We start from the raw sequence: 24,828 nt of genomic DNA, 5'->3' as shown, positions 1-24,828 counted from the left end.
GCCTCCTTCTCTCATTACGAACCGCGATCCGGAGGGCGGATATTTCAGGTGTGTGGGCGCATAATTAAGATGACTCTTATCTCGATTCGTAATCAATCAGGAGGCGCCGTGGAACTTCGGCAGCTCACCTACTTCGTCGCGGTGTGCGAGGAGCTCAGCTTCAGCGGCGCCGCGGCGCGCTGCTTCATCTCGCAGTCGGCGATCAGCCACCAGATCTCCCGGCTCGAGCGCGACCTCGGCGTGCAACTGTTCGAGCGCTCGACCCGCTCGGTCGTGCCCACCGACGCCACCGCACGGCTACTTCCCCTTGCGAAACAAATGCTGAGTCTGGAGTCGGCGATCCGCGCCGCCGTGCGGACGGTCGGCCCGCGCATCCGGCTGGCCGCGAACATGTCCTTCGCCACCCGCTCGCTGTCGGCCATCGCGGGAGCGCGCGCCGCGCATCCGGAGGCGGAGATCGAGTTCGTCATCAAACCCTTCCGTCAGCGCATCACCGCGGTGACCGACGGCGACTGCGATCTGGCCCTGATCCGCGGCCGCGTCGACCAGCCCGGCCTCGTGGTCGAGCAGCTGTGGGTCGAGGATCTGGTGATCGCCACCTCCAGCGCGCATCCGCTGGCCACGAAGGACACGGTGACCCTGGCGGATCTGGCCTCCTACCCCCTGTTACTCCCCCCGGAGCAGGAACAGGTGTTGCTACACACGGTGATTCGCAACGCGTTCGCCGAACTGCCTACCGGCCCCACCTTCGGCCCGCCCATCCCGCCGGACCACACCGCGACGATGGAGCTGATCAACCGGCCCGAGGCGTGGACGGTGCTCTACGCGGAGAGCACGACCGAGGGTCTGGTGGTGCTGCGGCTGGCCGAATCCAAGCTGCGCATCCCCGTGTCGGCGGTCCTGCGCGCCGACGCCCGGCGCTCACCGATCCTCGACACCCTGCTCACCGCCCTGCACCGCTGCTGATTCGAGCATCGGGGGTAGCCGCCGCCTCTCCCCTCTGTGTCCGGATCAGCGTGCAAGACGGAGAATTCACCGCCTGACGGGAACTCGCACACATAACCGGAACGACCGGCCCGCACCGTCCGGAGCGGGGCCGCTCCACATGCGTCTATCGAATTCCACTACAACGCAACGACCCTGCTGCGTGTCTGGGCTGAACCAGCTTGCAACCGCAATCCGCCCCTGCGGCGGAGAGGACCGGCCCCGGCCTGAACCGGGGCGAGTCACCGCAATTCAGACGCCCAATTCCGTCGCCGCCAGCGCCGTGCCCTCGATACGCGCACGGATCTTGGCGAACGCGGTCTCCCGCGAGGTAGAGGTGTCGTCGGCGAACGGAGAGAAGCCGCAATCGTCGCAGGTGCCCAACCGTTCGACGGGCAGGTAGCGGGCGGCGAGCAGCACCCGGTCGCGGACCTGTTCGGGTGTCTCGATCTGCGGGTCGATCGGGTCGGTGACGCCGATGAACACCCGCGCCTCGGCGGGCAGGTGCTCGGCGACCACGGCGAGCACCTTCTCCGGGTCCGGTTCGCTGGCGAACTGGAGGTAGAACGCGCCCACCCGCAGTTGCAGCAGCTTCGGCAGCAATTCGACGTAGTCCACGTCCAGGCTGTGCGTGGAGTCCTGGTCGCCGCCAGGACAGGTGTGCACGCCGATCCTGGCCCGCTCCTCGTCCGAGAACCGGTCGAGCACTGTGTTGTTCAGCTCGATGAACTGGTCGAGCACACCGCCGCTCGGATCCAGCTTGAGCGACAGCCGCCCCTCGGTGAAGTCGAGCTGCACCAGGTGCGCGCCTGCCTCCAGGCAGCCGCGGATGTCGGCCTCCGCCGCGTCGGCGAGGTCGGCGAGGAACTGCTCGCGGGGGTAACCCTCGATCCCGTCGGCCGGATACAGCAGGCTCAGCGCCGATGGCGCGATGACGGCCTGCTTCACCGGAACGGTGGCGTGCTGCTGCGCGTCGCGCAGGTAGTCCGCCGCGTGCGCGGCATAGCGGAACGGACCGGAGGCCAGCCGGGGCAGCTGTCTCTGGTGTCCGTCGGCGAACGGGATGATCGCCCCGTCCGGGGCCAGATTATCCAGCCCGGCAATCGGATAGGTGGCGAAACTCGGCTTGGACTGCTCGCCGTCGGTGACGACGGGAGAGCCGAGTTCTTCCAGCTTGCGGATGGTCTCGGCGACCGCGCTCCGCTGGAGTTCGGCGAGCGCGGCGGCGTCGCCGGATTCGTCGGCCATGGCGGCCAACAGATCGTGAGGTCGAGGGATGCTACCGATCGGTTCCGTTGGGATGCTCACCGGCCGAGTGTAAGTCCGCCACCCGCATCTCCGATGCGAAATCACCTGCGCCGTAATTTCTTTCGCATTGGACACGATTTTCGCTCACCTGGCCTCGAGAGTTCGCACCAATTTCGCGCCGATTTTTCCCGGCCGAGCACAACGAACCAAGCGCTCGACGATCAGCGCCTCTACATCCTCATTGGCCACAACGGTTCGAGCCGACCAGCGCCTCGGCGGAGTCGCTCGAACCCGGCGGCAGTTCTCTCGTTTCCTTGCGAGGCGCACGAACAACATGTCGGCCGCGCGGCGGCTATTCGCTCGACCAGTTGGATCAGGTCACAGTCGCAAGTGGTGGATCGCGAGACTCGAATTGCCAGTCGGCCGCCGCCGAACCGGCCTGCCTCGCAGCCTCTCGACAGGCCATCATCGGTCTCACACGAGAGTTCCGGTGGCCGGAGGCAAGTATTCTCGGCGGTGGTCGAAAACGGAACAGGACCACCGCGCAGCAATCGACGCGGTGGCCCTGGGGTTGTGCGGCAGATCGTCCGGCGAGGGTGGTGCGGACCAGGTCAGCCCGCCCTCACCACTCCGATCAGCGGAAGATGCCCACTCGCCATCCGTTTCCTACGGCCTTGCAGCTGTAATGGGGGACGTTGATGTCACCCTCGGAAACGCGCCGCGCCTCCTCTCGCTTCGCGGCGGCCAGGCATTCCTTTTCGTTCGGATACACCTCTGCCTGCGCCGCAGGCGCCAAGGCGATCAGTGCCCCCGTGGCCAGCGCGCCCATCAGCAGTCCCGTAACCGTCTTCTTCACTTCTGAATCCCCTAGTGTCGATGACTCCCCCCCTTCGGGGGATTTGACGCCAATGAAACTAGCAAGCAACGCGTGAGATCGGCGAATGGGGTCATCCACCGTGCCGACCACGAGCAGTCTCGGCCCATCCGGTGATCCCAAGGGCGCGTTGGGGATCGAGCACCAGAACCGCAAGCTGACCAAATCAGCGAAAGGCGGCCCCGGCCTGAAGGTCGGGGCCGCCTTTCACCGGCCGAAGGGCGTCAGCCCTTGTGCGTCTTGACCGCTTCGGTCAGCTGCGGCGCGACGTTGAACAGGTCGCCCACGATGCCGTAGTCGGCGATCTCGAAGATCGGCGCCTCTTCGTCCTTGTTGACGGCGACGATGGTCTTCGAGGTCTGCATGCCCGCGCGGTGCTGGATCGCGCCCGAGATGCCGAGGGCGATGTACAGCTGCGGGGAGACCGTCTTACCGGTCTGGCCGACCTGGAACTGGCCCGGGTAGTAGCCCGAGTCGACGGCGGCGCGCGACGCGCCCACGGCCGCGCCGAGCGAGTCGGCCAGGGCCTCGACCACCGAGAAGTTGTCGGCGGAACCGACGCCGCGGCCACCGGAGACCACGATGCTCGCCTCGGTGAGTTCCGGGCGGTCACCGCCGACGACCGGCTCGCGCGAGGTCACCTTGACCACGCCCTCTTCCTGCGCGGGCACCTCGACGGTCACCTTCTCGCCTGCGCCGGCCTGCGCGGAGGCCTCGACGGCGCCCGGGCGGACCGAGATCACCGGGACATCGCCGGTGACCTTGGCGTCGACGGTGAACGCGCCACCGAAGATGGAGTGCACGGCGGTGCCGTCGGACTTCACGTCGATGACGTCGACCAGCAGGCCGGAGCCGATGCGGGCGGCGAGGCGACCCGACACCTCCTTGCCCTCGGCGCTGGCGGCGACGATGACGGCGGCGGGCGAGACCGACTCGGTCAGCGCAGCCAGCACGTCGACCTTCGGGGTCACCAGGTAGTTCTCCACATCGTCGGACTCGGCGATGTAGATCTTCTCGGCGCCCGCGGCGGCCAGCGCGTCGGCCAGCTTCTCGCCGGTGCCCGCCGTGCCGAGCACGACGGCGGCGGGCTCGCCAAGGGCGCGAGCGGCGGTGAGCAGTTCGGTGCTGACCTTCTTGATCGCACCCTCGGCGTGCTCGACGAGCACGAGTACTTCAGCCATGTGTTCTCTCCTAGGAAGTCTGCAGCGCTACCGAGATCAGATGATCTTCTGGCCGATCAGGTACTGGGCGATCTTGGTGCCGCCGTCGCCTTCGTCGGCGATCTTCTCGCCCGCGGTGCGCGGAGGCTTCGGCGTGGCGGCGGTGACGGCGGAACCCGCGTTCGCGACGCCCACGGTCGAGGGGTCGACGCCCAGGTCGGCCAGCGTGAAGGTCTGCACTTCCTTCTTCTTCGCGGCCATGATGCCCTTGAAGGACGGGAAACGCGGCTCGTTGATCTTCTCGGTGACGCTGACGATGGCGGGCAGCGAGGCCTCCAGCTTGAACACGCCCTCGTCGGTCTCGCGCTCACCGGTGATCTTGTCGCCGTCGACTACCAGCTTGCGCAGGTGCGTCAGCTGCGGCAGGCCGAGGTACTCGGCGATGATCGCGGGCACCGCGCCCGCGCGGCCGTCGGTGGCCTCGTTGCCCGCGATGACCAGCTCGACACCCTCGACCTGACCGAGCGCACTCGCCAGCACCCACGCCGTCTGCACGGCGTCGGAGCCGTGGATGGCCGGGTCGTTGATGTGGATGGCCTTGTCGGCGCCCATGGACAGCGCCTTGCGGATGGCCTCGGTGGCGCGGTCGGGACCGGCTGCCAGCACGGTGACCTCACCGCCCTGGGCCTCCTTGATCAGCAGCGCCTCTTCGACGGCGCGCTCGTTGATCTCGTCGAGGACAGCGTCGGCGGCCTCGCGATCGAGCGTGAAGTCACCATCGGTGAGCTTGCGCTCGGACCAGGTGTCGGGAACCTGCTTGATGAGTACGACGATGTTCGGCATCGGTCTTCGTCGACCTCCTGTTCTGGTTACACGTATGTGGTGGTCGCACGAACTGCGCCGTACGCCCCGGTGGGTGGCTCAGGCCGTGACATTACCTTACGTTAAGTTACCCGTGGGTAACTTAGTGGCTTCTCTCTCACAATTGGTTACCACGCACTACAGTGCGCGGTTCCGGCGACCCCTTTCCCGGCGAGCGAAGCCGCACTCCGGGGCGGCCGGGTGGGGTATGCCCCGCGGATGCCGTGCCAGTAACGTCGGAGTGATGAGCGAGGCTGTGATCCCTGCCGCAGTGGACGACCCGTCCGGCATCACCGTGGCATCCGAGACGAGCACCGGCGCCGTCGAACCACTGCCGCTGACCGGCGAGCGCACCGTTCCGGGCATCGCCGAGGAGAACTACTGGTTCCGCAGGCACGAGATCGCCTACGCCCGGCTGCTGGACCGTTGCGCCGGAAAGACCGTGCTGGAAGCGGGCTCCGGCGAGGGCTACGGCGCCGACATGATCGCCGGCGTGGCCACCAAGGTGATCGGCGTCGACTACGACACCGGCGCCGTCGAACACGTGCGCGTGCGCTACCCCCGCGTGGAGATGCTCCACGGCAACCTCGCCGAGCTGCCGCTGGAGGACGCCTCGGTCGACGTCGTGGTGAACTTCCAAGTGATCGAGCACCTTTGGGACCAGGCCCAGTTCCTGCGCGAATGCCTGCGCGTGCTTCGTCCCGGCGGTGAGCTGCTGATCAGCACCCCCAACCGGATCACCTTCTCGCCCGGTCGCGACACTCCGCTCAACCCGTTCCACACGAGGGAACTCAACGCGGCCGAGCTGACCGAATTGCTGGTCGAGGCCGGATTCGAGGTGTCGGAGATGATCGGCGTGCACCACGGGCCCGGCCTGAAAGCGTTGGACGCCAAGCACGGCGGGTCGTTCATCGACGCGCAGATCGAACGCGCGCTGGCCGGGGAACCCTGGCCCGCGGAACTCACCGCGGACGTCGCGAGCGTCACGGTGGCCGATTTCGAGTTGCTGGCCGCGAACATCGACGCGAGCCTGGATCTGATCGCCATCGCGGTGAAGCCTTGACCGATCGCGGTACCGTGCCCGGCGGGCACGCGGCAAGTCCCGTGCCGGGCCAGTTCACCTTGGTCCTGCACTCCCACCTGCCCTGGCTGGCACATCACGGTCGCTGGCCGGTCGGCGAGGAATGGCTCTACCAGTCCTGGGCCGCCTCCTACCTGCCCGTCGTCGAAGTGTTGCGAACCCTTGCGGCCGAAGGCCGTTCGCATCTGCTCAGCCTCGGTATCACACCGGTACTCGCGGCCCAGCTGGACGACCCGCACTGCCTGGCGGGCATGCACCACTGGCTGGGCAACTGGCAGCTGCGCGCCGACGAAGCCGCCATGGCGGGCAATGTCGCGCTGGGCAGGCACGAACACCGCCTGGCCGCCGCCGCCCTGGCCGAGTTCGAGCAGTACTGGCGGCACGGCGCCGCGCCGGTCTGGCGCGCGCTCGTCGACGCGGAGGCCATCGAACTGCTCGGCGGCCCGCTGGCCCACCCGTTCCAGCCGCTGCTGGACCCACGGCTGCGCCAGTTCCAGCTCACCGAGGGCCTGGCCGACGCGCGACACCGCTGGGGCCACACACCGACCGGCATCTGGGCGCCGGAATGCGGCTACACCCCCGGCATGGAGGTCGGCTACGCCGCCGCGGGTGTGACGCATTTCATGGTCGACGGCCCCGCGCTGCGTGGCGATACCACGCTCGGCCGACCGGTCCGGGATTCCGACGTGGTCGCGTTCGGGCGCGATTTGCAGGTGAGTTACCGCGTGTGGTCACCGAAATCCGGCTATCCCGGCCACGGCGCCTATCGTGACTTTCATCACTATGACCACGCCACAGGTCTCAAACCCGCGCGGGTAACCGGCAAGACCGTCGCGGGCCCGGACAAGGCTCCCTACGATCCGGAACTCGCCGCCGCGGCCGTCGTCCGGGATGTGGACGACTTCGTGCGGACGGTGCGCGAGCGGTTGATCTCCGAGTCCGAGCGGATCGGCAGGCCCGCCCTGGTCGTCGCCGCGTTCGACACCGAACTGTTCGGCCACTGGTGGCACGAGGGCCCGCAGTGGCTGGCGCAGGTACTGCGGGCGCTGCCGGAGGCGGGCGTCACCGTGGGCACCCTCGCCGACGCCCGAGCGCGCGGCTACCTGGGCGAACCGGTGCCACTGGCCGACTCGTCCTGGGGTTCGGGCAAGGACTGGCGGGTGTGGGCGGGCGAACAGGTGCGCGACCTGGTCGAGCTCAACGACGACATCGTGCGGCTGACCCTGGACACCGTCGACAAGATGCGCGCCGCCCAGGGCGGCGCACCCGGACTCCGCGATCACGTCGCCGATCAACTGCTGCGCGAAGCGATCCTGACCGTCTCCAGCGACTGGGCGTTCATGGTCAGCAAGGACTCCGCCGCGGGGTACGCGCGCGACCGCGCGCACCGCCACGCCCACGCCGTCCGGGAAATCGCCGCGGCCGTCGGGGCGGGCCAACTCGCGAAAGCACGGCAGTTGGCGGCAGGATGGGGGGCAGCTGACGGACTCTTCCCCGGCGTGGACGCGCGACGACTCACCTCCGCGGGGTCCGTACCCAGCGCCACCGGGGCAGTATCCGCCGCCGAACCAGGCCCGGACTCCGCCACCACGGACCACGGGCCGGTTCCGGCGGACCCGGGCTCGGCCGCAGAAGGACTTGCATGAAGATTTTGATGGTGTCGTGGGAGTACCCACCCGTCGTGGTCGGCGGGCTGGGTAGGCACGTGCATCACCTCGCCGTCGAACTCGCCGCGGCCGGCCACGAGGTGGTCGTCCTGTCCCGGCGCCCCTCCGGCACCGACGCCTCCACCCATCCCACGCACTCCTACATCGCCGAAGGCGTGCTGGTGGTCGCGGTCGCCGAGGACCCGCCGGTGTTCGACTTCGGCGAGGACATGCTCGCCTGGACGCTGGCCATGGGCCACGCCATGGTGCGCGCGGGCGTCGCGCTCGGGAAGCCTGGCATCGGCGACGGCTGGACGCCGGACGTGGTGCACGCGCACGACTGGCTGGTCGCCCACCCCGGCATCGCCCTGGCCGAGTACTACGACGTGCCGCTGGTGTCGACCATCCACGCCACCGAGGCCGGGCGGCACAGCGGCTGGGTCGCGGGCAAGGTCAACAAGCAGGTGCACTCGGTGGAGTGGTGGCTCGCCAACGAGTCCGACGCGCTGATCACCTGCTCGTCGTCCATGCAGGACGAAGTCGAGCGGCTCTACGGTCCGGAGCGGATCCCGATGACGGTGATCCGCAACGGCATCGACGTGGGCGCGTGGACTTTCCGCCCGCGCGCGCCGCGCAGCGGTCCGCCCCGGCTGCTGTACGTGGGCAGGCTCGAGTACGAGAAGGGCGTGCAGGACGCGATCGCCGCGCTGCCGCGCATCCGCCGCGCCCACCCCGGCACCACCCTGACCGTCGCGGGCATCGGCACCCAGTTCGAGTGGTTGCGCGAGCGCGCCCGGGTGCACCGCGTCGCCCGCGCGGTGAACTTCGCCGGTCAGCTCGAGCACGCGGAACTGCTCGGCTGGCTGCACGGCGCCGACGCGATCGTGCTGCCGAGCCGATACGAACCGTTCGGCATCGTCGCGCTGGAGGCGGCCGCGGCGGGCACCCCGCTGATCACCTCGACGGCGGGCGGCCTGGGCGAGGCCGTGATCGACGGCGTCACCGGCGCCTCCTTCGCGCCCGCCGACGTCGACGGATTGGTCGAGGCGGTCCGCGCCACCCTCGACGACCCCGCCGCCGCGCAGCAGCGCGCCTACGCCGCCCGGGAACGGCTCACCGCCGACTTCGCCTGGGACGTGGTGGCCGCCGAGACCGCTCAGGTGTACCACTCGGCCAAGCGGCGGGTGCGCAACCCGTTGGGCCGCCCGTCCATCGTGGAACGCCCGCTGCCGGAACGCGATCCGAAGTAGCCCGCTAAGCCGCCAGTTTCTTGACGACGCGCTCGATCGTGAGCCAGGTGCGGGTGGTGATGTCCTTGCCGTATGTCTTCTCCAGCCAGGCCATGAAGTCGGGCGTCTTGCCCGGCTGACTGTTGTCGATGACCGCGAGGAAGGCACGGGCCGCCTCGTCGTAGCCCACGACCCGGGTGAGCGGGTCCGGCCGCTCGGGCAGGGTTGCCGGAGGCTCGGCCGTGTCCTTGAGGAACGTGGCGATCAGATACGTGCCGCGTCCGTGGGTCAGGCCGTGGAAAGGGTCGGTGTCCAGCAACGCGCGCAGTTCGTCGTGGCTGCGGATGATCGTGCCGCCGCCGATGCCCAATTCCTGGACCAGCGCCTGCTGGATACGCTCCTCGAGCGCGGGCACGTCGGTCTCCGCGCTGCGGAACACGATGTTGCCGCTGGTCAGCACCGAACCGACGCCCTCGAATCCGAGCGATTCGAACACCGCGCGCAACTTCGCGTTGCTCATGTTCGGATTGCTCGGCATGATCCCGCGCAACAGGGCGGCGTAGGCAGTCATAGCGCGAACCTACCCGCCCGCACCGACGAACTCTCAGGCGTTCTGCGCGGCACCGTTCTTCTTGCGCGCGATGTCCTCCAGCGCGGCAAGGTATTCGGCGCGCTGCTCGGCGCCCGCCTCCCAGGCCGCCTTGCGGTTCTTGACCACCTTGGCCGGCGCGCCGACGGCGATGCTGAAGTCCGGGATCTCGCCCTTGACCACGGCGTGCGCGCCGAGCACGCAGCCGCGCCCGACGCGGGTGTCGCGCAGCACGGTCACCTTGGCCGCGATCCAGGTGTCGGGGCCGATGCGCACCGGGCTCTTCACGATGCCCTGGTCTTTGATCGGCACGTTGATGTCGTCCATCTTGTGGTCGAAGTCGCAGATGTAGCACCAGTCGGCGACCAGGGTCGATTCCCCGATCTCGATGTCGAGGTAGGTGTTGACCACGTTGTCCTTGCCGAACACCACCTTGTCACCGATGCGCAGCGAACCCTCGTGGCAACGGATCGCGTTGCCGTCGCCGATGTGCACCCAGCGGCCGATCTCCATGCGGCTCAGTTCCGGCGTGGCGTGGATCTCGACGCGGCGCCCGAGGAAGACCATGCCGCGCAGCACGATGTGCGGGTTGGCCAGGCGGAACTTGAACAGCCGGTAGTAACGCACCAGATACCAGGGCGTGTACGCCCGGTTCGCGAGCACCCAGCGCAGCGACGCCCGCGTCAGAAAACGCGCCTGCTGCGGATCCCGGCGGCGCGATCCCCGCCAGCGCGAGCGCAACGGTGCGCCCCACATGCTCGTCACGAACGGTTCTCCTGTCGTGGTCCTACCGGCCGTCGCCCGCCTCGGCGGCGACGGATAGAGCCTATCGCCCGTGGCGAGCATCGCGACGAGGACCCGCTACGACAACGCCGGGACTCGTTCACCCGCGCAAAGGCCTCCCGTACAGTGACTCCTGCGCCGGACAGGGCGCGGGTGCGAGCCAACGACGACAGGAGTACGGCAGGTGCGAAGCGGCGGCGTACTGGCTACTTCCATGTGGCGACCGTCCCGGAAACGCGCCGCGGTCGTGCTGGCCGCGGTCGGCGCGCTGACGCTGGCCGGTTGCGGCACCGACTACGACGACATCACCGTCGGCACCGGCAAGGGCTGGACCGCCGCCTACCACGACGGCCGCAACAGCGGCGCCGCTCCGGTCACCGGGTCGCGGAAGCTCGGACTGAGCTGGCAGCGGCCGGTCGGCGGACCGATCGCCCAGCCGATCACGCTGGGGCCCGACGGCCAACTGTTCGTCACCACGCGTCTGGCGAACTGCTCGATCTTCTCCTTCCAGATGGCCACCGGCCGCAAGCGGTTCTGCAACGCCCTCGGCCCGAGCGCGATCTCCTCGCCGTCGGCGGTCGACTGGATGTCCAATGTCTATATCGGCGACGACAGCAGGGTGATCTCCTTCAACTACCTGGGGCAGCCGCGGTGGGCGACGCCCGTGGCCGGGACGCCGGTCTCGGTGCAGTTCACCGGGGACGGCAAACTGCTGACGATCAGCCAGTCCGGTCAGGTCGACGTGCTGTCCAGGCAGACCGGGGACCGGGCGGTTCCGAGCGTGCAGTTGCTCGGCGAACCGGACTTCCTCGCGCACGCGGGCCTCGGCTGGCCGGACGCGGGACAGGGACTGGACGACTGCGCCACCGGAGGGCCGCACTGCCCGGTCGCGAACATCTCCCCCATCGACGCCGCCAGTGGCCGTTTCTACGTGACGTTGTGGCAGCCGGGGCGGCCTGCCGCGTCCCTCGTCGCGCTGCGCTACACCGGCGCGAAGGTCGCGCGGGAGTGGAGCGCCGAGTTGTTGCTCGGTGGCAGCGCGACCAGTCCGGCCCTGTCCGCCGACGGCGGCACCGTCTACGTCGGCGACAACAACAACCGCCTGATCGCGCTCGACACCGTTGACGGGCGGACCAAGTGGGTGCACCGGCTGGATTGGACGCCGCGCGGCGGCATCTCGGTGTCCGACGACGGCCTGATCATCCCGTCGGGCGAGGAAGGCTACCTGCTCGCACTGCGGGACAACGGCGACAGTGTCGAGACGGTTTGGGAACGTAAGGATCTGGCGCTGCGCGGCCCTGCGGCGCAGACTGCGGGCGACACCGGCTACGTCACCGCGGCGATCGGCGACGGCCTGAACCTCGTCACCTTCGACACGCGGACCGGAACCACCATCGATTCCGACGTCCTCCCGGGCGCGAAGGGTACGACCACCGGTACGTCGGTCGGCGCGAAGGGTGAGGTCGTGGTCGCCACCCGCATCGGCGAGATCTTCGCGTTCACACCGGAGTAGCGCCCGGTCGCGAGGTCCGGCTGCGGTGCCCGCCGGAGCGGCCCGCGCGCGAATACCAGCCGGGCAGACTCGTTTCGGATACCGGGCCCGCAGTGCAGACGCGGGGTTGATCCGCGCGGGCGACGCGGCCGGTGGGCGCGGCCGGTAGAGTCGCCGATCTTCGGCAGCGATCTGCCCGCACAGCCGACGGACCAAGGTGGCCGACGCCGCACGGCTCGTCGTCGCGGGACTTCCGGCGTAGGGCACGATTCGCCCCGGATGGTCACGGGGTGACACAGAGGAAGACCGTCGCGCTACGGCCTATGCGAGTGATCACCAGCGTATGCGGTTGACTGCCACGGAGTTTGAGGCGCGAACGGAGGGCATCGGGGTCGATGTCGACACCCCGGGCGAGGATTTCGAGGGGTCCGCAGTCACGGCGATGCAGTTCGGCGCGGAGGGCCTTCTCGCGGAAGTCCATGCGGTCGAGGACGCGGAAGCCACGTACTCCCTCGGGCACGGTATCGCCGGTGAGATAGGCGATGCGGGGATCGAGTTGCCACAAGCCGTGTTTCGCGGCGTAGTGGCGGACGAGACCGGCGCGCACGACCGCGCCGTCCGGGTCGACGATCCACTGCCCCGGCGGGCGCTCGTCGATGACGTCGGGTTCGGCGTCGGTGATAGTCCAGGCGGCGGCCTTGGAGGAGAGCACCGTGGCACGACGGGTGACGCCGGGCTCGGTGAGTCCCGACGACCAGAGGCACGCCTCGCGCACGGAGCCGTCGAGCGACACCACCTCCACCTCGCCGGGCCAGCCGAGGCGGTCGAAATCCAAACCGGGAGCGCACTTCACGGCGAGATCGCGCCCACGATAGGCGTCGAGCAGATCCGGCAGTGGCGGTTGCAGTTTGGCCGGGTCGTGGGTGCGGCGGCCGTCGGCGCGCCGGGCCGGGTCGGCGGTCACGACGGTGTCGACGCTGCACGGTGTCAGCGCATCCGCCTTGGCCAGCAAGACATTCCGATGACCGGACAGATTGCGGGACGCCATCGCCAACCGTACGTCGTCCAGATCGCTGCCGAGCACGGCGGGACAGTGCGGCGCCAGGGCCGCCAGCTCCGCGCCGATCGAGCAGGTCACGTCGTGCACCGCCCGCCCGGCCAGGCGCGTGGCCCGGTGCCTGGCGACGGCGGTCGGGGTCGCCTGCTGCAAGGCGTCGTCGGTGAACAACCACTCCCCCGCGTCGGCCAGTTTGGCCGTGGCGCGGCGGCGCAACCGGACCGTCTCGACCAGCGCCGCGGCGCGGTCACCATAGGCGCCGCGCACCTGCTCGAGATCCTTCAGCAGGGACACGGACGTCAGCGCCAGGCGATCAACATCGGCCAGTGCGGCCCGACCGGTCGCGCTACCCAGGTACCCGACGTCGGCGCGGGTGAAGAGATAGCCCACTATCGGTCCCGCATCGGGATCGAGTCGACCCGCCTGATTCCGGCGATCGTGATCGTGCCGGTTCGGATCATGGAAGACCGAGCCCGGTCACGGCATTCGAACCGGCGCGGCGACATGGGCTCGGGTACACCCCACCGCGGCAGCCCCGATGGTGCTGCCGCGATGAGCGATGCGGTCGCGACAGATATCGCGCGCCACTACTTTCCGGCGGAGGTGGGCTTCACGCCGGTGATCATGGCGTTGTAGAAGAACTGGCGCGGGACGACTCGGCGCATGACGTTTTCGTCCACCCAGCTCAGGCCCAGCCAGGCGCGGTACATCGCCATCCGGTAGCGCCAGGTGAGCTTCTCGGCGGGGACCGCGGCCTCGAAGGTGCGCACGGGCCAGCCCCACAGGGCGGCCGCGAACTCCTCGGTCTTGGCCGCCACCTCGACGGCGCCCGCCGAGCGAGCCATCGACTCCAGGGCGCGCGGATCGAAGGTGTGCAGGTCGACGACGGCCTCGAGGGCCGCCGCGCGCGAGGACTCGTCCAGCTCCTCCTGCGGACGCCGCCAGTCGCTGAGCATCGGCAGCTTGGTCACCGTGGTGGTGGCCTTCCACGTGATGCGGCCCAGCCAGCGGGCGTAGAAGTTGCCGACCGTGGTCGGCTCACCGGCGAACACGAAGCGGCCGCCCGGCTTCAGCACGCGCAGGCACTCCTTGAGCGCCAGCTCGACGTCGGGGATGTGGTGCAGCACCGCGTGGCCGACCACCAGATCGAAGGTGTCGTCGTCGTAGGGGATGGTCTCCGCGTCGGCGACCCGGCCGTCCACGTCCAGTCCGAGGTTCTGCGCGTTGCGCAGCGCCACCTTCACCATGCCCGGCGACAGGTCGGTGACCGAGCCCGATTTCGCCACGCCCGCCTGCATCAGGTTCAGCAGGAAGAATCCGGTACCGCAGCCCAGTTCGAGCGCCTTGCCGTAGGGCAGCGGCGCGGGGCCGACAGCCAAGTCGAACCGGCCGCGCGCGTATTCGATACAGCGCTCGTCATAGGAAATGGACCATTTGTCGTCATAGGTCTCGGCTTCCCAGTCGTGGTAGAGCACCTGGGCCAGCTTCGTATCCTTGAGCGCTGCTTCGACCTCTGCCTCGGTGGCGTGCGGGTTCGGCGCGGGGTCGTCGGGACGTACCGTCATGGTCGGCAAGCCTACCCAAATCCGCAGTTGACGCCTGCTATCGGCCCACGAATTCGGCCGACCCTGGACCGTTGGCCAGATAAGAACCTGTTCCTATCAGGCGATCTTCCGTCGTGAACAGGGCCGACCACTCGCCGCGGGCGCGATCGAGGCCGTGCGGACCGGCTTCGAAAACCGCTTTCGCGGCGGCCAGCGCGCGGGCGGGACCGTCGGCGAACTGGCGCGCCCACCGCATCGCGGCGGTGTACACGTCGTCCGGCGCGACGACTTCGTCGACGAGGCCGAGCGCCTTCGCCTCGTCCGGTTCGACGAAACGACCGGTGTAGACGAGGTCCTTGGCCGCGCCCGGCCCGATCAGCAGGGACAGGCGCCGGATGCCCGCGAGCGGGATCAATCCCGTCTCGATCTGCGGCAGGCCCAATTTGACGTTGTCACCGATGATGCGGCGGTCCGCTCCCAGAGCCAACTCCAGCCCGCCGCCGAGGCAGTAACCGCTGATCGCCGCGACGGTGGGTTGCGGAATCCGGGCCAGACAGCCAAGGGCGTGCTGCAGGTCGGCCGCCATGGCGGCGGCCTGGGCGCTGCCGAGCCCGAACAGTTCGGCCACGTCGTCGCCCGCCGAGAACACTCGTTCGTCGCCGTACACCACCACCGCGGCGACACCCTGGTCCGCCGCGACGGCGTCCGCCGCCTCGGCCAGCTCCCGCGCCAGCTGCAGGTTCAGCAGGTTCATCGGCGGGCGGGCGATCCGGAGGACGGCCACGCGCCGTGCGGCATCGCCTTCGGTCAGCTCCAGGGTCACGAATTCGGCCATGGGACGCACGCTACCGGGTGCTGACCGGCGTGAGCGGTGGGCCCTGGGAACGCGGCACGATGTCAGCGCGAGGGTCCGCCGATGCGGACAGGAGGCACAGCGCGAGCGGTCGGACCCGGCAGGCGGCACACCCCTCGCCGGTGCCCTACCAACCACCGGGCAAGCCCGCACGGCAGACCTGTGCACGGCCGGCAGGCACCGCAGCATGGCCGGAAAGCCCGCTCAGGCGGGGAGCGCCCGAACGGTCACGGGCGCGTCGAGCCCTTGAGCCGCCCGGCATCGGGGAGATCGGCGAAATAGCGTCGGTTGTCCGGGAAGGACAGCAGCTGTTTGCCGTCCAGATCGGCCAGCACCGGCATGATCGGATCGATAGTCCGCCGCGCGGCGAGGATGTCGGCGGTGGAGCCGAATTCGCCGAGCGCGATCAGCTGCGACCAAGTCGGTGGCAGCAGGACGTCTGCTCCCGAGCGCCACCGTGCCAGCGCCTCGGCGGGGGTGCGCCACTGCACCTCCGCCGCCTCGGAGGTGGCGCCGTCGGCGAGCTGCCCCTGCGGCAGCACCGCGACGAAGAAGCGAGTGTCGTAGCGACGCGGCTCGATGACCGGCGTGATCCAGTTCGCCCACGGCCGCAGCAGGTCGGCGCGCAGCACCAGCTTCTCCTCCGCGAGGAAGGACGCCAGCGACAGTTCCCTGCGCTCGAGCCTTGCGCGAGCCTCGTGGTAATCGGTGGTGTCGGAGACGACGCTGTCGGCGGTCGGCCCGGCCAATAGCACGCCGCACTCCTCGAACGTCTCCCGGACGGCAGCGCAGACCAGCGCCTTCGCCCTGGTTTCGCTGGTCGCGAATTGTTCGGCCCACCATGCGGGTTCGGGACCGGCCCAGGCGATGTCGGCGGTTCCGTCGGACGGGTCGACGCCGCCGCCGGGGAACACGGTCATGCCCGCGGCGAAGGCCATCGCGCCGACCCTGCGCTGCAGGAAGATCTCGGGCCCGTCGGCTCCGTCGCGCACCAGCATCACCGTGGACGCGTCCTTGAGCGGCGGTTCGGGTTGCTGAGAGTCTGCCTGCGCTACTGTCTCACTCACCCTTGCACCTTAATAGGTGCAGTCGGAAGTCCGTCCTCAGCCCGCGCACGGCCGGAGCGAACGCGAAAGTACGCACAACAGGCGAAGTCCGACGTCGTCCGTCCGCAGCCCGCCCACGCCCGGAGCGAACGCGAAAGTACGCACAACAGGCGAAGTCCGACGTCGTCCGTCCGCAGCCCGCCCACGCCCGGAGCGAAGGCGGAAGTACGCACAACACGCGAAGTCCGACGTCGTCCGTCCGCAGCCCGCCCACGCCCGGAGCGAAGGCGGAAGTACGCACAACGCGCACGCCCGGAGCGAAGGCGGAGGTACGCACAACGCGCACGCCCGGAGCGAAGGCGGAGGTACACGCAACGCGCACGGCCGGAGCGAAGGCGGAGGTACGCCTGACGCACCCGAATTGCGCGATCGCACGCCGTCCGAGTCAGCGGGTGCGGTGACTGCCCGCCCGCCGCGAACGCCGCGCGAAGTAGCGGCCGTCGACTCGATCCAGCGCGATCGACTGGCGGAAGGCGTCGCTGAGGTTCTCGGCGGTGAGCACGTCGGAGAGCAGGCCCTGCGCGACCACTTCGCCCTCGTTGAGCAGCAGGCCGTGGGTGAATCCGGGCGGGATCTCCTCCACGTGGTGGGTGACCAGCACGATCGCGGGCGAGTCCGGATCGGCGGCGAGATCGCCGAGCCGCTCCACCAGTTCCTCGCGGCCGCCCAGGTCCAAGCCCGCGGCGGGCTCGTCGAGCAGCAGCAGCTCGGGATCGGTCATCAGCGCGCGGGCGATGAGCACGCGTTTGCGTTCGCCCTCCGACAGCGTTCCGTAGGTGCGGTCGGAGAGATGTTCGGCTCCGAGGCTTTCCAGCATGTCGATGGCGCGATCGGTGTCCACGTCGTCGTAGCGCTCCCGCCAGCGGCCGAGCACCGCGTAACCCGCGGACACCACCAGATCGCTGACCTTCTCGTCGGTCGGAACCCGGCTGGCCACCGCCGCCGACGACAGCCCGATGCGCGGGCGCAGCTCGCTGATGTCCACCTTTCCGATGCGCTCCCCGAGCAGATGGGCGATGCCCGCGGTGGGATGCAGTTCGGCGGCGGCCATACGCAGCAGGGAGGTCTTGCCCGCGCCGTTGGGGCCGAGGACCACCCAGCGTTCGTCGAGCTCGACCTGCCAGGTGACCGGCCCGACGAGGCTACGGCCGGAGCGGCGGACGGTCACGTCGGTGAAATCGATGAGCAGATCGGGATCCGGTTGCGGCACGCGCTCCATCTTGGCCCACCCCGGGGGGCACTTGCCAACGCAGGGAGGGAAAACAGACCCGGTCGGTCGATCTGTGCTGGAACGCCGCCGTCCCGGCCGGATCGGCCGCACCGACCGACACGCGCGCCGCGCCGTAGCGGAGGGTTCACCAGGACCGGGCGGGCACCGCGATCACCGTCATGGAGCCCGGCGCCACTTCGGTGTATCCGGCGTCGCGCACCGCGATCGCCGCGCCCTCCGCCACGTGCTCGGCCAGCGACGCCCAGCGCCGCGGGTCGGCCTCGCGGACCGCGCAGCGGAAGCCGAGTTCCGCCCAGCGCAGCGCGTGCTCCACCGGCAGCGCACCGGCCAGCAGCATGCTCGCGTGACCCACCTGCGCGGCGGCCTTGCCCAACGTCATCCCGAGCCCGGCGTTCACCCACAACACCGGCAGTTCGGGATCGGGCGGGCCGGGCTCGTCGTGCGTGAGGTCGGTGCCGCCGATCTGCAGACGCTTGATTCGCGGGTCGACCTGACCCACCGGCCCCGGGACCAGCGCCCGCGCCTGCGCGCCGTCGATTTCCACCGTCACGCCCGCGACAGCGCAAGTCGCCTGCCACTGTGCGCCGCGAGCGCGCCGAGCCACCTTGCGGATCCGGGAGCGCTTCCAGGCCAGATAGCGTTCTTCCCACTCGCCGCCCGGCCCGACTCGCTCGTCCAGGCACAGTGCCACCGCGGCCGACGCGGCGGCGGCGAGCAGCGCACTGCGCGGCGGCGGGTCGATCTTCGGCAGATGCAGGACCATCTGCATCGCCTGCACCATGGCCGGGTCGTCCGGATCGCCCGCGCCGTAGCCGCCGGCCAGCTCCGCGTGCCGGGCCCGGAACCCTTCGACGTCCGATGCCGTTGCCACGCCGCGGATCTCGCCGTTCTCACGGACTTCGGCGCCGCATTCCGGAATGCTCGTCATCGCTCCACCTCGATCGTCGACGAAAACGTCCGGGCCGGTTCGGAACCCGGCTCCCACGGACGCGCGTACTCCATCGTCAGCGGCGACGCACGGGACGCCACGCCGACGAAACTCCACACCCACGTCCTGCCCGCGCCCGGCGCGGGTGGGTCGGGTTCGAGATCCGCCGCTCCGTCCTGCTCCGCCACGGCCGCACCGGCTTTCGCGATGCTCCCCGAGTAGCCGGTGGACGGATTCGCGGGGTGCGCGATCACCAGCCGCCGCCCCATACGCGGGGGTCGCTGTTGTCGACCGTCCGCTTCGCCCATGCGGACAACGGAATTCGCGGACTCTGTCGTCACATCCGGCACGCCGCACCCCGCCGCCGATCCGGCGGGCAGCACAAGCAGGGACTTGCGCACCCGTCCTCCGATCGCCGCATGATCAACAGCAGCGAGCCTACCGATGCGGGCGTACCTCCGCCTTGGCTGCGGCCATGCGCGGGGTTGTCGACGGACTACGTCCGACAGCACCCATCCAGGCGTACCTCCGCCCTTCACTCCCGCCCTGCGCGAAGCTATCGACCGACTGCGTCCGACAGCGCCCATCCAGGCGTACCTCCGCCCTTCACTCCCGCCCTGCGCGAAGCTATCGACCGACTACGTCCGACAGCGTTTACCGAGGCGGAATCGGGCGGATGTTCAGCCCAGCGGGACGCGGCGCAGCAGGCCGTCCCTGGCGTCGGCGGCCTCCACCTCGTGCCGGGTGACCCCGAGGATGAACAGGACCGCGTCCAGATACGGATGGGAGAGCGCGGCGTCGGCGACCTCGCGCAGCGCCGGTTTGGCATTGAAGGCGACGCCGAGCCCGGCGGCGTTGAGCATGTCGATGTCGTTGGCGCCGTCACCCACCGCGACGGTCTGTTCCATCGGCACCCCGGCGTCGGCGGCGAACTTGCGCAGGGCGGTCGCCTTGGCCGCGCGGTCGACGATCTCGCCGACGACGCGGCCGGTCAGCTTGCCGTCCACGACTTCCAGGGTGTTCGCCTGCACGAAGTCCAGTTCCAGCTCGTGTGCCAGCGGTTCGATCACCTGCCGGAAACCGCCCGACACCACGCCGCAGCGGAAACCGATCCGGCGCAGCGTGCGGATGGTGGTGCGGGCGCCGGGGGTCAGCTCGATCCGGTCGGCGACCTCCTCGATCACCGACTCGTCCAGCCCGGCCAGCGTCGCCACCCGCTGCCGCAGCGATTCGGCGAAATCGATCTCGCCGCGCATGGCGGCCTCGGTCACCTTGCGGACCTCGTCCTCCACGCCCGCGTGCGCGGCGAGCATCTCGATGACCTCACCCTGGATCAAGGTGGAATCGACGTCGAACACGATCAGCCGCTTGCCCCGGCGCGCCAGCCCGGCACGTTCCACGGCGACGTCCACCTGCTCGGCCACCGCGACCTCGGCCAGCGCCGTGCGCAGCCGCGAATCGGTGTCCGGGCCGGAGTCGGTCGCGGTGACCATCAACTCCATGCCGGTCACCGGGTAGTCGGCGATACCGCGGATGGTGTCGATGTTGGCTCCCAGCGCGGCCAGTTGCCGCGACACCGCGCTGAACGCGCGCGCGGTGACCGGGCTGCCGAGAATGACCACCGCGTGGGTGGACATCGGCTGCCTGCCGATCGCCGCGTCCACCTCCACGTCGACGTTCATGCCGACGGTGTTCATGGCCTCTTCGAGCTCGTCCTGCAACGCCTCGGCGTCGGTCGGGCAGGTCACCAGGACACCGAGGGTCAGCCTGCCCCGGATCACGACCTGCTCCACGTCCAGCAGGCTCACTCGGTGCCGGGACATGGCCGCGAGCAGCACGGACGTCACACCGGGGCGGTCCGGCCCGGTGACGGTGACGAGGACGGTGGTGTCGGCCAACTGATGCGCTCCATGTTCGATGTTCGCCGTCGCTGTGCTGGACGTCGTTGTCGCAACGCACGGTGCGTACTGATCTCCACAAACGAGTGTGCACCCGCTGGTGACCAGCGGGTGCACACTCGTCGCGATGAATCCTACGGCGCGGCCGGACGTCGCCCGTCCGGCCCCGCCGGGCAAGCGCCCTACTGCGCGAGGACGTTCGGCTCGTGCAGGTCGGTGGCGTGCTTGCCCGCGCCCCAGCCGACGTGCGCCTCGGCGCGCATGCGCTCGACCATGTGCGGGTAGTGCAGCTCGAACGCGGGACGCTCCGAGCGGATGCGCGGCAGCTCGTAGAAGTTGTGCCGCGGCGGCGGGCAGGTGGTGGCCCACTCCAGCGAGTTGCCGTAGCCCCACGGGTCGTCCACGGTGACCACCTCGCCGTAGCGGTAGCTCTTGAAGACGTTCCACAGGAACGGCAGCATCGACGCGCCGAGCACGAAGGCGCCGATCGTGGAGATCGTGTTCAGCGTGGTGAAGCCGTCGCTGGGCAGGTAGTCGGCGTAGCGGCGCGGCATGCCCTCCGCGCCCAGCCAGTGCTGGACCAGGAAGGTGGTGTGGAAGCCGATGAACGTCGTCCAGAAGTGCCACTTGCCCAGGCGCTCGTCCAGCATCCGGCCGGTCATCTTCGGGAACCAGAAGTAGATGCCCGCGTAGGTGGCGAACACGATGGTGCCGAAGAGCACGTAGTGGAAGTGCGCCACGACGAAGTACGAGTCGGTGACGTGGAAGTCCAGCGGCGGGCTGGCCAGGATGACGCCGGACAGACCACCGAAGAGGAAGGTGACGATGAAGCCGATGGAGAACAGCATCGGCGATTCGAAGGTCAGCTGACCGCGCCACATGGTGCCGATCCAGTTGAAGAACTTCACACCGGTCGGGACCGCGATGAGGAAGGTCATGAAGGAGAAGTACGGCAGCAGCACGGCGCCGGTGGCGTACATGTGGTGCGCCCACACCGCGATCGACAGCGCGGCGATGCCCAGGGTGGCGTAGACCAGCGTGGTGTAACCGAAGATCGGCTTACGCGAGAAGACCGGGAAGATCTCCGAGACGATGCCGAAGAACGGCAGCGCGATGATGTACACCTCGGGGTGGCCGAAGAACCAGAACAGGTGCTGGTAGAGCAGGATGCCGCCGGTCGCGGGGTCGTAGATGTGGCCGCCCAGGTGACGGTCGTAGGCCAGGCCGAACAGCGCGGCGGTCAGCAGCGGGAAGGCCAGCAGCACCAGGACGCTGGTCACGGCGATGTTCCAGGTGAAGATCGGCATCCGGAACATGGTCATACCGGGAGCACGCAGGCAGACCACCGTGGTCAGCATGTTCACGCCACCGAGGATGGTGCCCAGACCGGACACCGCCAGGCCCAGGATCCACAGGTCGGTGCCGACGCCCGGGGAGTGCAGGATGTCGGTGAGCGGCACGTACGCCGTCCAGCCGAAGTCCGCGGCGCCGCCCGGGGTGATGAAGCCCGCGGTCGCCATGCTGGCGCCGAACGCGTACAGCCAGTAGCTGAAGGCGTTCAGGCGCGGGAAGGCGACGTCGGGGGCGCCGATCTGCAGCGGGAGGATGATGTTCGCGAAGCCGAACACGATCGCGGTCGCGTAGAACAGCAGCATGATCGTGCCGTGCATGGTGAACAGCTGGTTGAACTGCTCGGTCGAGAGGAACTGCAGGCCCGGCCGGGCCAGCTCACCGCGCATCAGCAGGGCCATCAGGCCACCGATGAGGAAGAAGCCCATCGACGTGGTCAGGTACATGACACCCAGGACCTTCGGGTCCGTGGTGGTGACCATCTTGTAGATGAACGAGCCCTTCGGCCCGGTCCGAGCCGGATAAGGCCGAGTCGCTTCCAACTGAGGGACTGGCTGGGGCTCTACGGCAGTCACTGATCCTCCTGAAAGGTGCCTTTAGGTCGCTCCGCAGGCTCCGCTGATCGCATCCATCCCGATGTCGGAACAGACGACAGTTCGCTTGCGCTCTCCGAATCGTAAACCCGTGAAGATGCGCCCGACCGAACGGGTCCTACTCTCTGTCGTAGCTGTGTTGTTTTCCGGGACCGATGAGTTCTGTCGGTGGCGGGCGTCTGTAGAGGTGACACGAGTTCACCTCAGGCCAGGAGAGCAGCGATGACCGGAACCAACCGCACGAAGATCGGCGATCCCTGTTGGGTCGATTTGTACAGCTCCGACCTCGATCGGAGTATCGCGTTCTACCGCGAACTGTTCGACTGGACCGCCGAGAGCGCGGGCGAGGAGTTCGGCGGGTACGTCACCTTCCGCAAGGACGGGCGCGCGGTGGCGGGCGCGATGGCCAGGATGCCCGGCGACACCGACAGCCCGGAACAGTGGACGGTGTATCTGGCCAGTTCCGACGCACAGGCCACCGCCGACGCGGCGACGGCGGCGGGGGCGTCGCTGGTCGTGCCGCCCATGGCGGTGGGCGAGCTGGGCACGATGGCCGTGCTCGGCGACGTCGGGGGTGCGGGCGTCGGCATCTGGCAGGCCGGGACGTTCCCCGGCTTCGAGACCATGGGTCTGGTCTCCGGCGGGGAGTGGCGTGAGCACGCCGGCGCGCCGTCCTGGTTCGAGCTGCACACCCGCGCCTACGACGCCTCGTTGACCTTCTACCGGGAGGTCTTCGGCTGGTCGGACGTCTTCACCGTCTCCGACGCCCCGGAGTTCCGCTACTCCACCATCCACGCCGAGAGCCCGATGCTCGGCGGCGTCATGGACGCGTCCGCCTTCCTGCCCGAGGGCGCACCCGCGGGCTGGATCGTCTACTTCGGCGCGGACGACGTGGACAAGACCGTCGAGCGGCTCACCGAACTGGGCGGGACGGTGCTCTCGCCGCCCCAGGACACGCCCTACGGCCGGATGGCCGCGGTCACCGACGCCACCGGCGCCCGCTTCAGCATCGGGGGCAATCGGCTTTGAGCCCGGCGGGCCCGCACGGGCCGCTTGTCGCCTCGGCGTACGGCACGCTCACACCGGATTCGCGCGCGTGTACGCCGCCATGACGTCCTCGATCCGCGCGACCACTTCCGGGTTGTCGCCGGCGGATTCTTCGAATCGGGCCGCCAATTCGTCGCACGACGCGACGAACGGCTCGTCTTCGGAATCGGTGAACAACCTCATCTCGGCGATGTTCCTCGCCCCGAGATAGGGATCCCGATATCCTCCGGCGACAGCGTACGCCTCGTTCAGACAGATCAGGAAAATCCCTGTCATCGCGCGTTCCGTCACTTTTTTCTGCCGGAAGAACCGCGTCACCCCGTCTGCCAACCGGTCCGCGTTCGCCAAGTCGACAGTATCGGCGTCCAAACCTTCGATCTCACCGGAAACGCTTTCCAACGCCGCCAGCCGCAGGCGATCGAACTCGGTCAATGCCTCCATCGAATCGACAAACCCTATGGCGTCGCGTGCACGAATGGCATGGACCGCTAGAGCGTGGCTGGAGGATTCGCCGCAATATACCCGCCCACAGAAACGGACCATCTCCGTGAGGTGCATCCGCAAACGCGCCAGCGGTTCCTCGATCTCGTCCTCATCACGCCTGGCAGCGGCGACCAGCTCACGTCGGCGTATGCCCATCTGCGTTCAGCACCCCCGTTCGAGTGAATTACATGGTCGCGCAGGCGAGCCACTCGTTGTCCCGCGGCTCAGTATAGACAGTCAGGATGTCGTTGCCGCGGTTCGTGTCGTAGGCGAGCTTCGCTCGACTGCTGGTGCCGTTGTACTGCAAAATATGCTGTTTATGACCCGGCTTGTTCCCATCCCGGGGAAATCCGAAGCTCACCAAACGATCCATGCAGTCCAGAAAGGCCTTCGGGTTGACGAACGGATCGTGCCCACCGTCGACCATGTGGCGCAACGCGTAGCATCGGAACTGCATTTTGGATCCGTTCGGATGAACGGCGCCGTACAGGACCTGGTTCTCGTTCATAGTGCTGCCGTCCGCATCGCAAGCCGCCATATCGGCCGCGAATTTCTGATAGTCGAAATTCGACCCCGGCGGAGGCGTCGCGGCTGCCGTCGCGCCCGCAGCGAATGTACAGACGATCATGAACAAGAACAGCGCGAACCGACCGAAATACAATCTCATGATTCCCCCTTGCGATGTCGCGCAACTCCCCGTTCGCGACCTTGCCGAGACAGTAACATAACGGTCGGCATCCGGAAAGCACGATCGGAGCCGCCGAAACAGCGGAACCCGTTGCACCAGCACG

The 24,828-nt window shown here is 68.8% G+C and carries 23 protein-coding genes; 6 read left to right on the top strand and 17 right to left on the bottom strand.

Annotated elements, in window-relative coordinates; all coding sequences use genetic code 11:
• Positions 1 to 108: 108 nt before the first annotated feature.
• A complete protein-coding gene (locus ABZ824_RS01950) occupies positions 109 to 966 on the top strand; it encodes a LysR family transcriptional regulator (protein ID WP_355078783.1) in 858 nt (285 codons plus the stop codon).
• 270 nt (positions 967 to 1,236) lie between these two features.
• On the opposite strand, the gene ABZ824_RS01945 is transcribed toward ABZ824_RS01950, so the two are convergent.
• From ABZ824_RS01945 to ABZ824_RS01930, 4 genes are all read right to left on the bottom strand, one after another.
• Positions 1,237 to 2,292 carry a cobalamin-independent methionine synthase II family protein gene (locus tag ABZ824_RS01945; RefSeq protein ID WP_356961116.1) on the bottom strand — a complete coding sequence of 352 codons (1,056 nt, stop codon included), beginning with the start codon at positions 2,290 to 2,292 and terminating at the stop codon, positions 1,237 to 1,239.
• Positions 2,293 to 2,866: 574 nt separating this feature from the next.
• Positions 2,867 to 3,088 carry a hypothetical protein gene (locus tag ABZ824_RS01940; protein ID WP_356961115.1) on the bottom strand — a complete coding sequence of 74 codons (222 nt, stop codon included), beginning with the start codon at positions 3,086 to 3,088 and terminating at the stop codon, positions 2,867 to 2,869.
• 242 nt (positions 3,089 to 3,330) lie between these two features.
• Positions 3,331 to 4,287 carry an electron transfer flavoprotein subunit alpha/FixB family protein gene (locus ABZ824_RS01935; protein ID WP_355078776.1) on the bottom strand — a complete coding sequence of 319 codons (957 nt, stop codon included), beginning with the start codon at positions 4,285 to 4,287 and terminating at the stop codon, positions 3,331 to 3,333.
• Between the two features lie 36 nt (positions 4,288 to 4,323).
• Positions 4,324 to 5,109, bottom strand: a complete 786-nt coding sequence (locus tag ABZ824_RS01930) for an electron transfer flavoprotein subunit beta/FixA family protein (RefSeq protein WP_355078775.1) — start codon at positions 5,107 to 5,109, stop codon at positions 4,324 to 4,326.
• Between the two features lie 262 nt (positions 5,110 to 5,371).
• Here ABZ824_RS01930 and ABZ824_RS01925 point away from each other — a divergent pair, with 262 nt between their 5' ends.
• Genes ABZ824_RS01925 through ABZ824_RS01915 form a run of 3 tightly spaced genes read left to right on the top strand, consistent with a single transcriptional unit; the run spans position 5,372 to position 9,104 of the window.
• Positions 5,372 to 6,190 (top strand): methyltransferase domain-containing protein, encoded by an 819-nt coding sequence (locus ABZ824_RS01925; RefSeq protein WP_356961113.1) that lies wholly within the window; start codon positions 5,372 to 5,374, stop codon positions 6,188 to 6,190.
• Entirely contained in the window at positions 6,187 to 7,854 is a 1,668-nt protein-coding gene (locus ABZ824_RS01920) for a glycoside hydrolase family 57 protein (protein ID WP_356961111.1), read from the top strand. The genes ABZ824_RS01925 and ABZ824_RS01920 overlap by 4 nt, the downstream gene beginning before the upstream one ends.
• Positions 7,851 to 9,104 (top strand): glycosyltransferase family 4 protein, encoded by a 1,254-nt coding sequence (locus tag ABZ824_RS01915; protein ID WP_356961110.1) that lies wholly within the window; start codon positions 7,851 to 7,853, stop codon positions 9,102 to 9,104. The genes ABZ824_RS01920 and ABZ824_RS01915 overlap by 4 nt, the downstream gene beginning before the upstream one ends.
• 4 nt (positions 9,105 to 9,108) lie before the next feature.
• Here ABZ824_RS01915 and ABZ824_RS01910 read toward each other — a convergent pair whose 3' ends face one another.
• Both ABZ824_RS01910 and ABZ824_RS01905 read right to left on the bottom strand, forming a co-directional pair.
• Positions 9,109 to 9,654: a DUF1697 domain-containing protein gene (locus tag ABZ824_RS01910; protein ID WP_355078772.1), complete on the bottom strand. Its 546-nt coding sequence runs from the start codon at positions 9,652 to 9,654 to the stop codon at positions 9,109 to 9,111.
• A gap of 33 nt (positions 9,655 to 9,687) precedes the next feature.
• Positions 9,688 to 10,437: an acyltransferase gene (locus ABZ824_RS01905; protein ID WP_355078771.1), complete on the bottom strand. Its 750-nt coding sequence runs from the start codon at positions 10,435 to 10,437 to the stop codon at positions 9,688 to 9,690.
• A gap of 232 nt (positions 10,438 to 10,669) precedes the next feature.
• On the opposite strand from ABZ824_RS01905, the gene ABZ824_RS01900 reads away from it, so the two are divergent.
• A complete protein-coding gene (locus tag ABZ824_RS01900; protein ID WP_356961108.1) occupies positions 10,670 to 11,968 on the top strand; it encodes a PQQ-binding-like beta-propeller repeat protein in 1,299 nt (432 codons plus the stop codon).
• A 262-nt stretch (positions 11,969 to 12,230) separates the two neighbouring features.
• On the opposite strand, the gene ABZ824_RS01895 is transcribed toward ABZ824_RS01900, so the two are convergent.
• The 9 genes from ABZ824_RS01895 to ctaD all read right to left on the bottom strand — a co-directional run bounded on the left by ABZ824_RS01895 (position 12,231) and on the right by ctaD (position 22,489).
• Positions 12,231 to 13,394 (bottom strand): class I SAM-dependent methyltransferase, encoded by a 1,164-nt coding sequence (locus tag ABZ824_RS01895; protein WP_356961107.1) that lies wholly within the window; start codon positions 13,392 to 13,394, stop codon positions 12,231 to 12,233.
• A gap of 197 nt (positions 13,395 to 13,591) precedes the next feature.
• The gene (locus ABZ824_RS01890) at positions 13,592 to 14,569 is read right to left on the bottom strand and encodes a class I SAM-dependent methyltransferase (RefSeq protein ID WP_355078768.1); all 978 of its coding nucleotides are present in this window, start codon (positions 14,567 to 14,569) and stop codon (positions 13,592 to 13,594) included.
• Positions 14,570 to 14,606: 37 nt separating this feature from the next.
• A complete protein-coding gene (locus tag ABZ824_RS01885; RefSeq protein WP_355078767.1) occupies positions 14,607 to 15,383 on the bottom strand; it encodes an enoyl-CoA hydratase-related protein in 777 nt (258 codons plus the stop codon).
• 245 nt (positions 15,384 to 15,628) lie between these two features.
• On the bottom strand, positions 15,629 to 16,399 hold the full coding sequence (locus ABZ824_RS01880) for an NUDIX hydrolase (protein WP_356962416.1): 771 nt from the start codon (positions 16,397 to 16,399) through the stop codon (positions 15,629 to 15,631).
• A gap of 493 nt (positions 16,400 to 16,892) precedes the next feature.
• Positions 16,893 to 17,726, bottom strand: coding sequence for an ABC transporter ATP-binding protein (locus ABZ824_RS01875; RefSeq protein ID WP_356961106.1), 834 nt, complete (start codon positions 17,724 to 17,726; stop codon positions 16,893 to 16,895).
• 136 nt (positions 17,727 to 17,862) lie between these two features.
• Complete coding sequence (locus tag ABZ824_RS01870) at positions 17,863 to 18,666, bottom strand: peptidyl-tRNA hydrolase (RefSeq protein ID WP_356961105.1); 804 nt, start codon at positions 18,664 to 18,666, stop codon at positions 17,863 to 17,865.
• Positions 18,663 to 19,067, bottom strand: coding sequence for a protease inhibitor I42 family protein (locus ABZ824_RS01865; RefSeq protein ID WP_356961103.1), 405 nt, complete (start codon positions 19,065 to 19,067; stop codon positions 18,663 to 18,665). The genes ABZ824_RS01870 and ABZ824_RS01865 overlap by 4 nt, the downstream gene beginning before the upstream one ends.
• A 279-nt stretch (positions 19,068 to 19,346) precedes the next feature.
• Positions 19,347 to 20,564 (bottom strand): phosphoserine phosphatase SerB, encoded by a 1,218-nt coding sequence (gene serB, locus ABZ824_RS01860; RefSeq protein WP_039795339.1) that lies wholly within the window; start codon positions 20,562 to 20,564, stop codon positions 19,347 to 19,349.
• Positions 20,565 to 20,746: 182 nt separating this feature from the next.
• Positions 20,747 to 22,489 carry a cytochrome c oxidase subunit I gene (gene ctaD, locus ABZ824_RS01855; RefSeq protein WP_355078763.1) on the bottom strand — a complete coding sequence of 581 codons (1,743 nt, stop codon included), beginning with the start codon at positions 22,487 to 22,489 and terminating at the stop codon, positions 20,747 to 20,749.
• Positions 22,490 to 22,729: 240 nt separating this feature from the next.
• Here ctaD and ABZ824_RS01850 point away from each other — a divergent pair, with 240 nt between their 5' ends.
• Entirely contained in the window at positions 22,730 to 23,536 is an 807-nt protein-coding gene (locus ABZ824_RS01850) for a VOC family protein (protein WP_356961102.1), read from the top strand.
• A 48-nt stretch (positions 23,537 to 23,584) separates the two neighbouring features.
• Here ABZ824_RS01850 and ABZ824_RS01845 read toward each other — a convergent pair whose 3' ends face one another.
• Both ABZ824_RS01845 and ABZ824_RS01840 read right to left on the bottom strand, forming a co-directional pair.
• On the bottom strand, positions 23,585 to 24,112 hold the full coding sequence (locus ABZ824_RS01845) for a hypothetical protein (RefSeq protein WP_356961101.1): 528 nt from the start codon (positions 24,110 to 24,112) through the stop codon (positions 23,585 to 23,587).
• Positions 24,113 to 24,221: 109 nt separating this feature from the next.
• Positions 24,222 to 24,704: a hypothetical protein gene (locus ABZ824_RS01840; protein ID WP_356961100.1), complete on the bottom strand. Its 483-nt coding sequence runs from the start codon at positions 24,702 to 24,704 to the stop codon at positions 24,222 to 24,224.
• Positions 24,705 to 24,828: the final 124 nt, after the last annotated feature.

The sequence above is a fragment of the Nocardia sp. NPDC047038 genome, from assembly GCF_040644075.1.
Lineage (GTDB): Bacteria > Actinomycetota > Actinomycetes > Mycobacteriales > Mycobacteriaceae > Nocardia > Nocardia sichangensis.
The sequence above is the reverse complement of the archived record's forward strand: the minus strand, read 5'-3'. Positions and strand labels throughout refer to the sequence as shown.

Coding starts and splice junctions, on each gene's coding strand:
- ABZ824_RS01935 (WP_355078776.1), bottom strand. CDS start 4,287: ATGGCTGAAGTACTCGTGCTCGTCGAGCACGCCGAGGGTGCGATCAAG.
- ABZ824_RS01930 (WP_355078775.1), bottom strand. CDS start 5,109: ATGCCGAACATCGTCGTACTCATCAAGCAGGTTCCCGACACCTGGTCC.
- ABZ824_RS01925 (WP_356961113.1), top strand. CDS start 5,372: ATGAGCGAGGCTGTGATCCCTGCCGCAGTGGACGACCCGTCCGGCATC.
- ABZ824_RS01915 (WP_356961110.1), top strand. CDS start 7,851: ATGAAGATTTTGATGGTGTCGTGGGAGTACCCACCCGTCGTGGTCGGC.
- ABZ824_RS01910 (WP_355078772.1), bottom strand. CDS start 9,654: ATGACTGCCTACGCCGCCCTGTTGCGCGGGATCATGCCGAGCAATCCG.
- ABZ824_RS01900 (WP_356961108.1), top strand. CDS start 10,670: ATGTGGCGACCGTCCCGGAAACGCGCCGCGGTCGTGCTGGCCGCGGTC.
- ABZ824_RS01890 (WP_355078768.1), bottom strand. CDS start 14,569: ATGACGGTACGTCCCGACGACCCCGCGCCGAACCCGCACGCCACCGAG.
- ABZ824_RS01885 (WP_355078767.1), bottom strand. CDS start 15,383: ATGGCCGAATTCGTGACCCTGGAGCTGACCGAAGGCGATGCCGCACGG.
- ABZ824_RS01880 (WP_356962416.1), bottom strand. CDS start 16,399: ATGCTGGTGCGCGACGGAGCCGACGGGCCCGAGATCTTCCTGCAGCGC.
- ABZ824_RS01875 (WP_356961106.1), bottom strand. CDS start 17,726: ATGGAGCGCGTGCCGCAACCGGATCCCGATCTGCTCATCGATTTCACC.
- ABZ824_RS01870 (WP_356961105.1), bottom strand. CDS start 18,666: ATGACGAGCATTCCGGAATGCGGCGCCGAAGTCCGTGAGAACGGCGAG.
- ABZ824_RS01850 (WP_356961102.1), top strand. CDS start 22,730: ATGACCGGAACCAACCGCACGAAGATCGGCGATCCCTGTTGGGTCGAT.
- ABZ824_RS01845 (WP_356961101.1), bottom strand. CDS start 24,112: ATGCACCTCACGGAGATGGTCCGTTTCTGTGGGCGGGTATATTGCGGC.
- ABZ824_RS01840 (WP_356961100.1), bottom strand. CDS start 24,704: ATGAGATTGTATTTCGGTCGGTTCGCGCTGTTCTTGTTCATGATCGTC.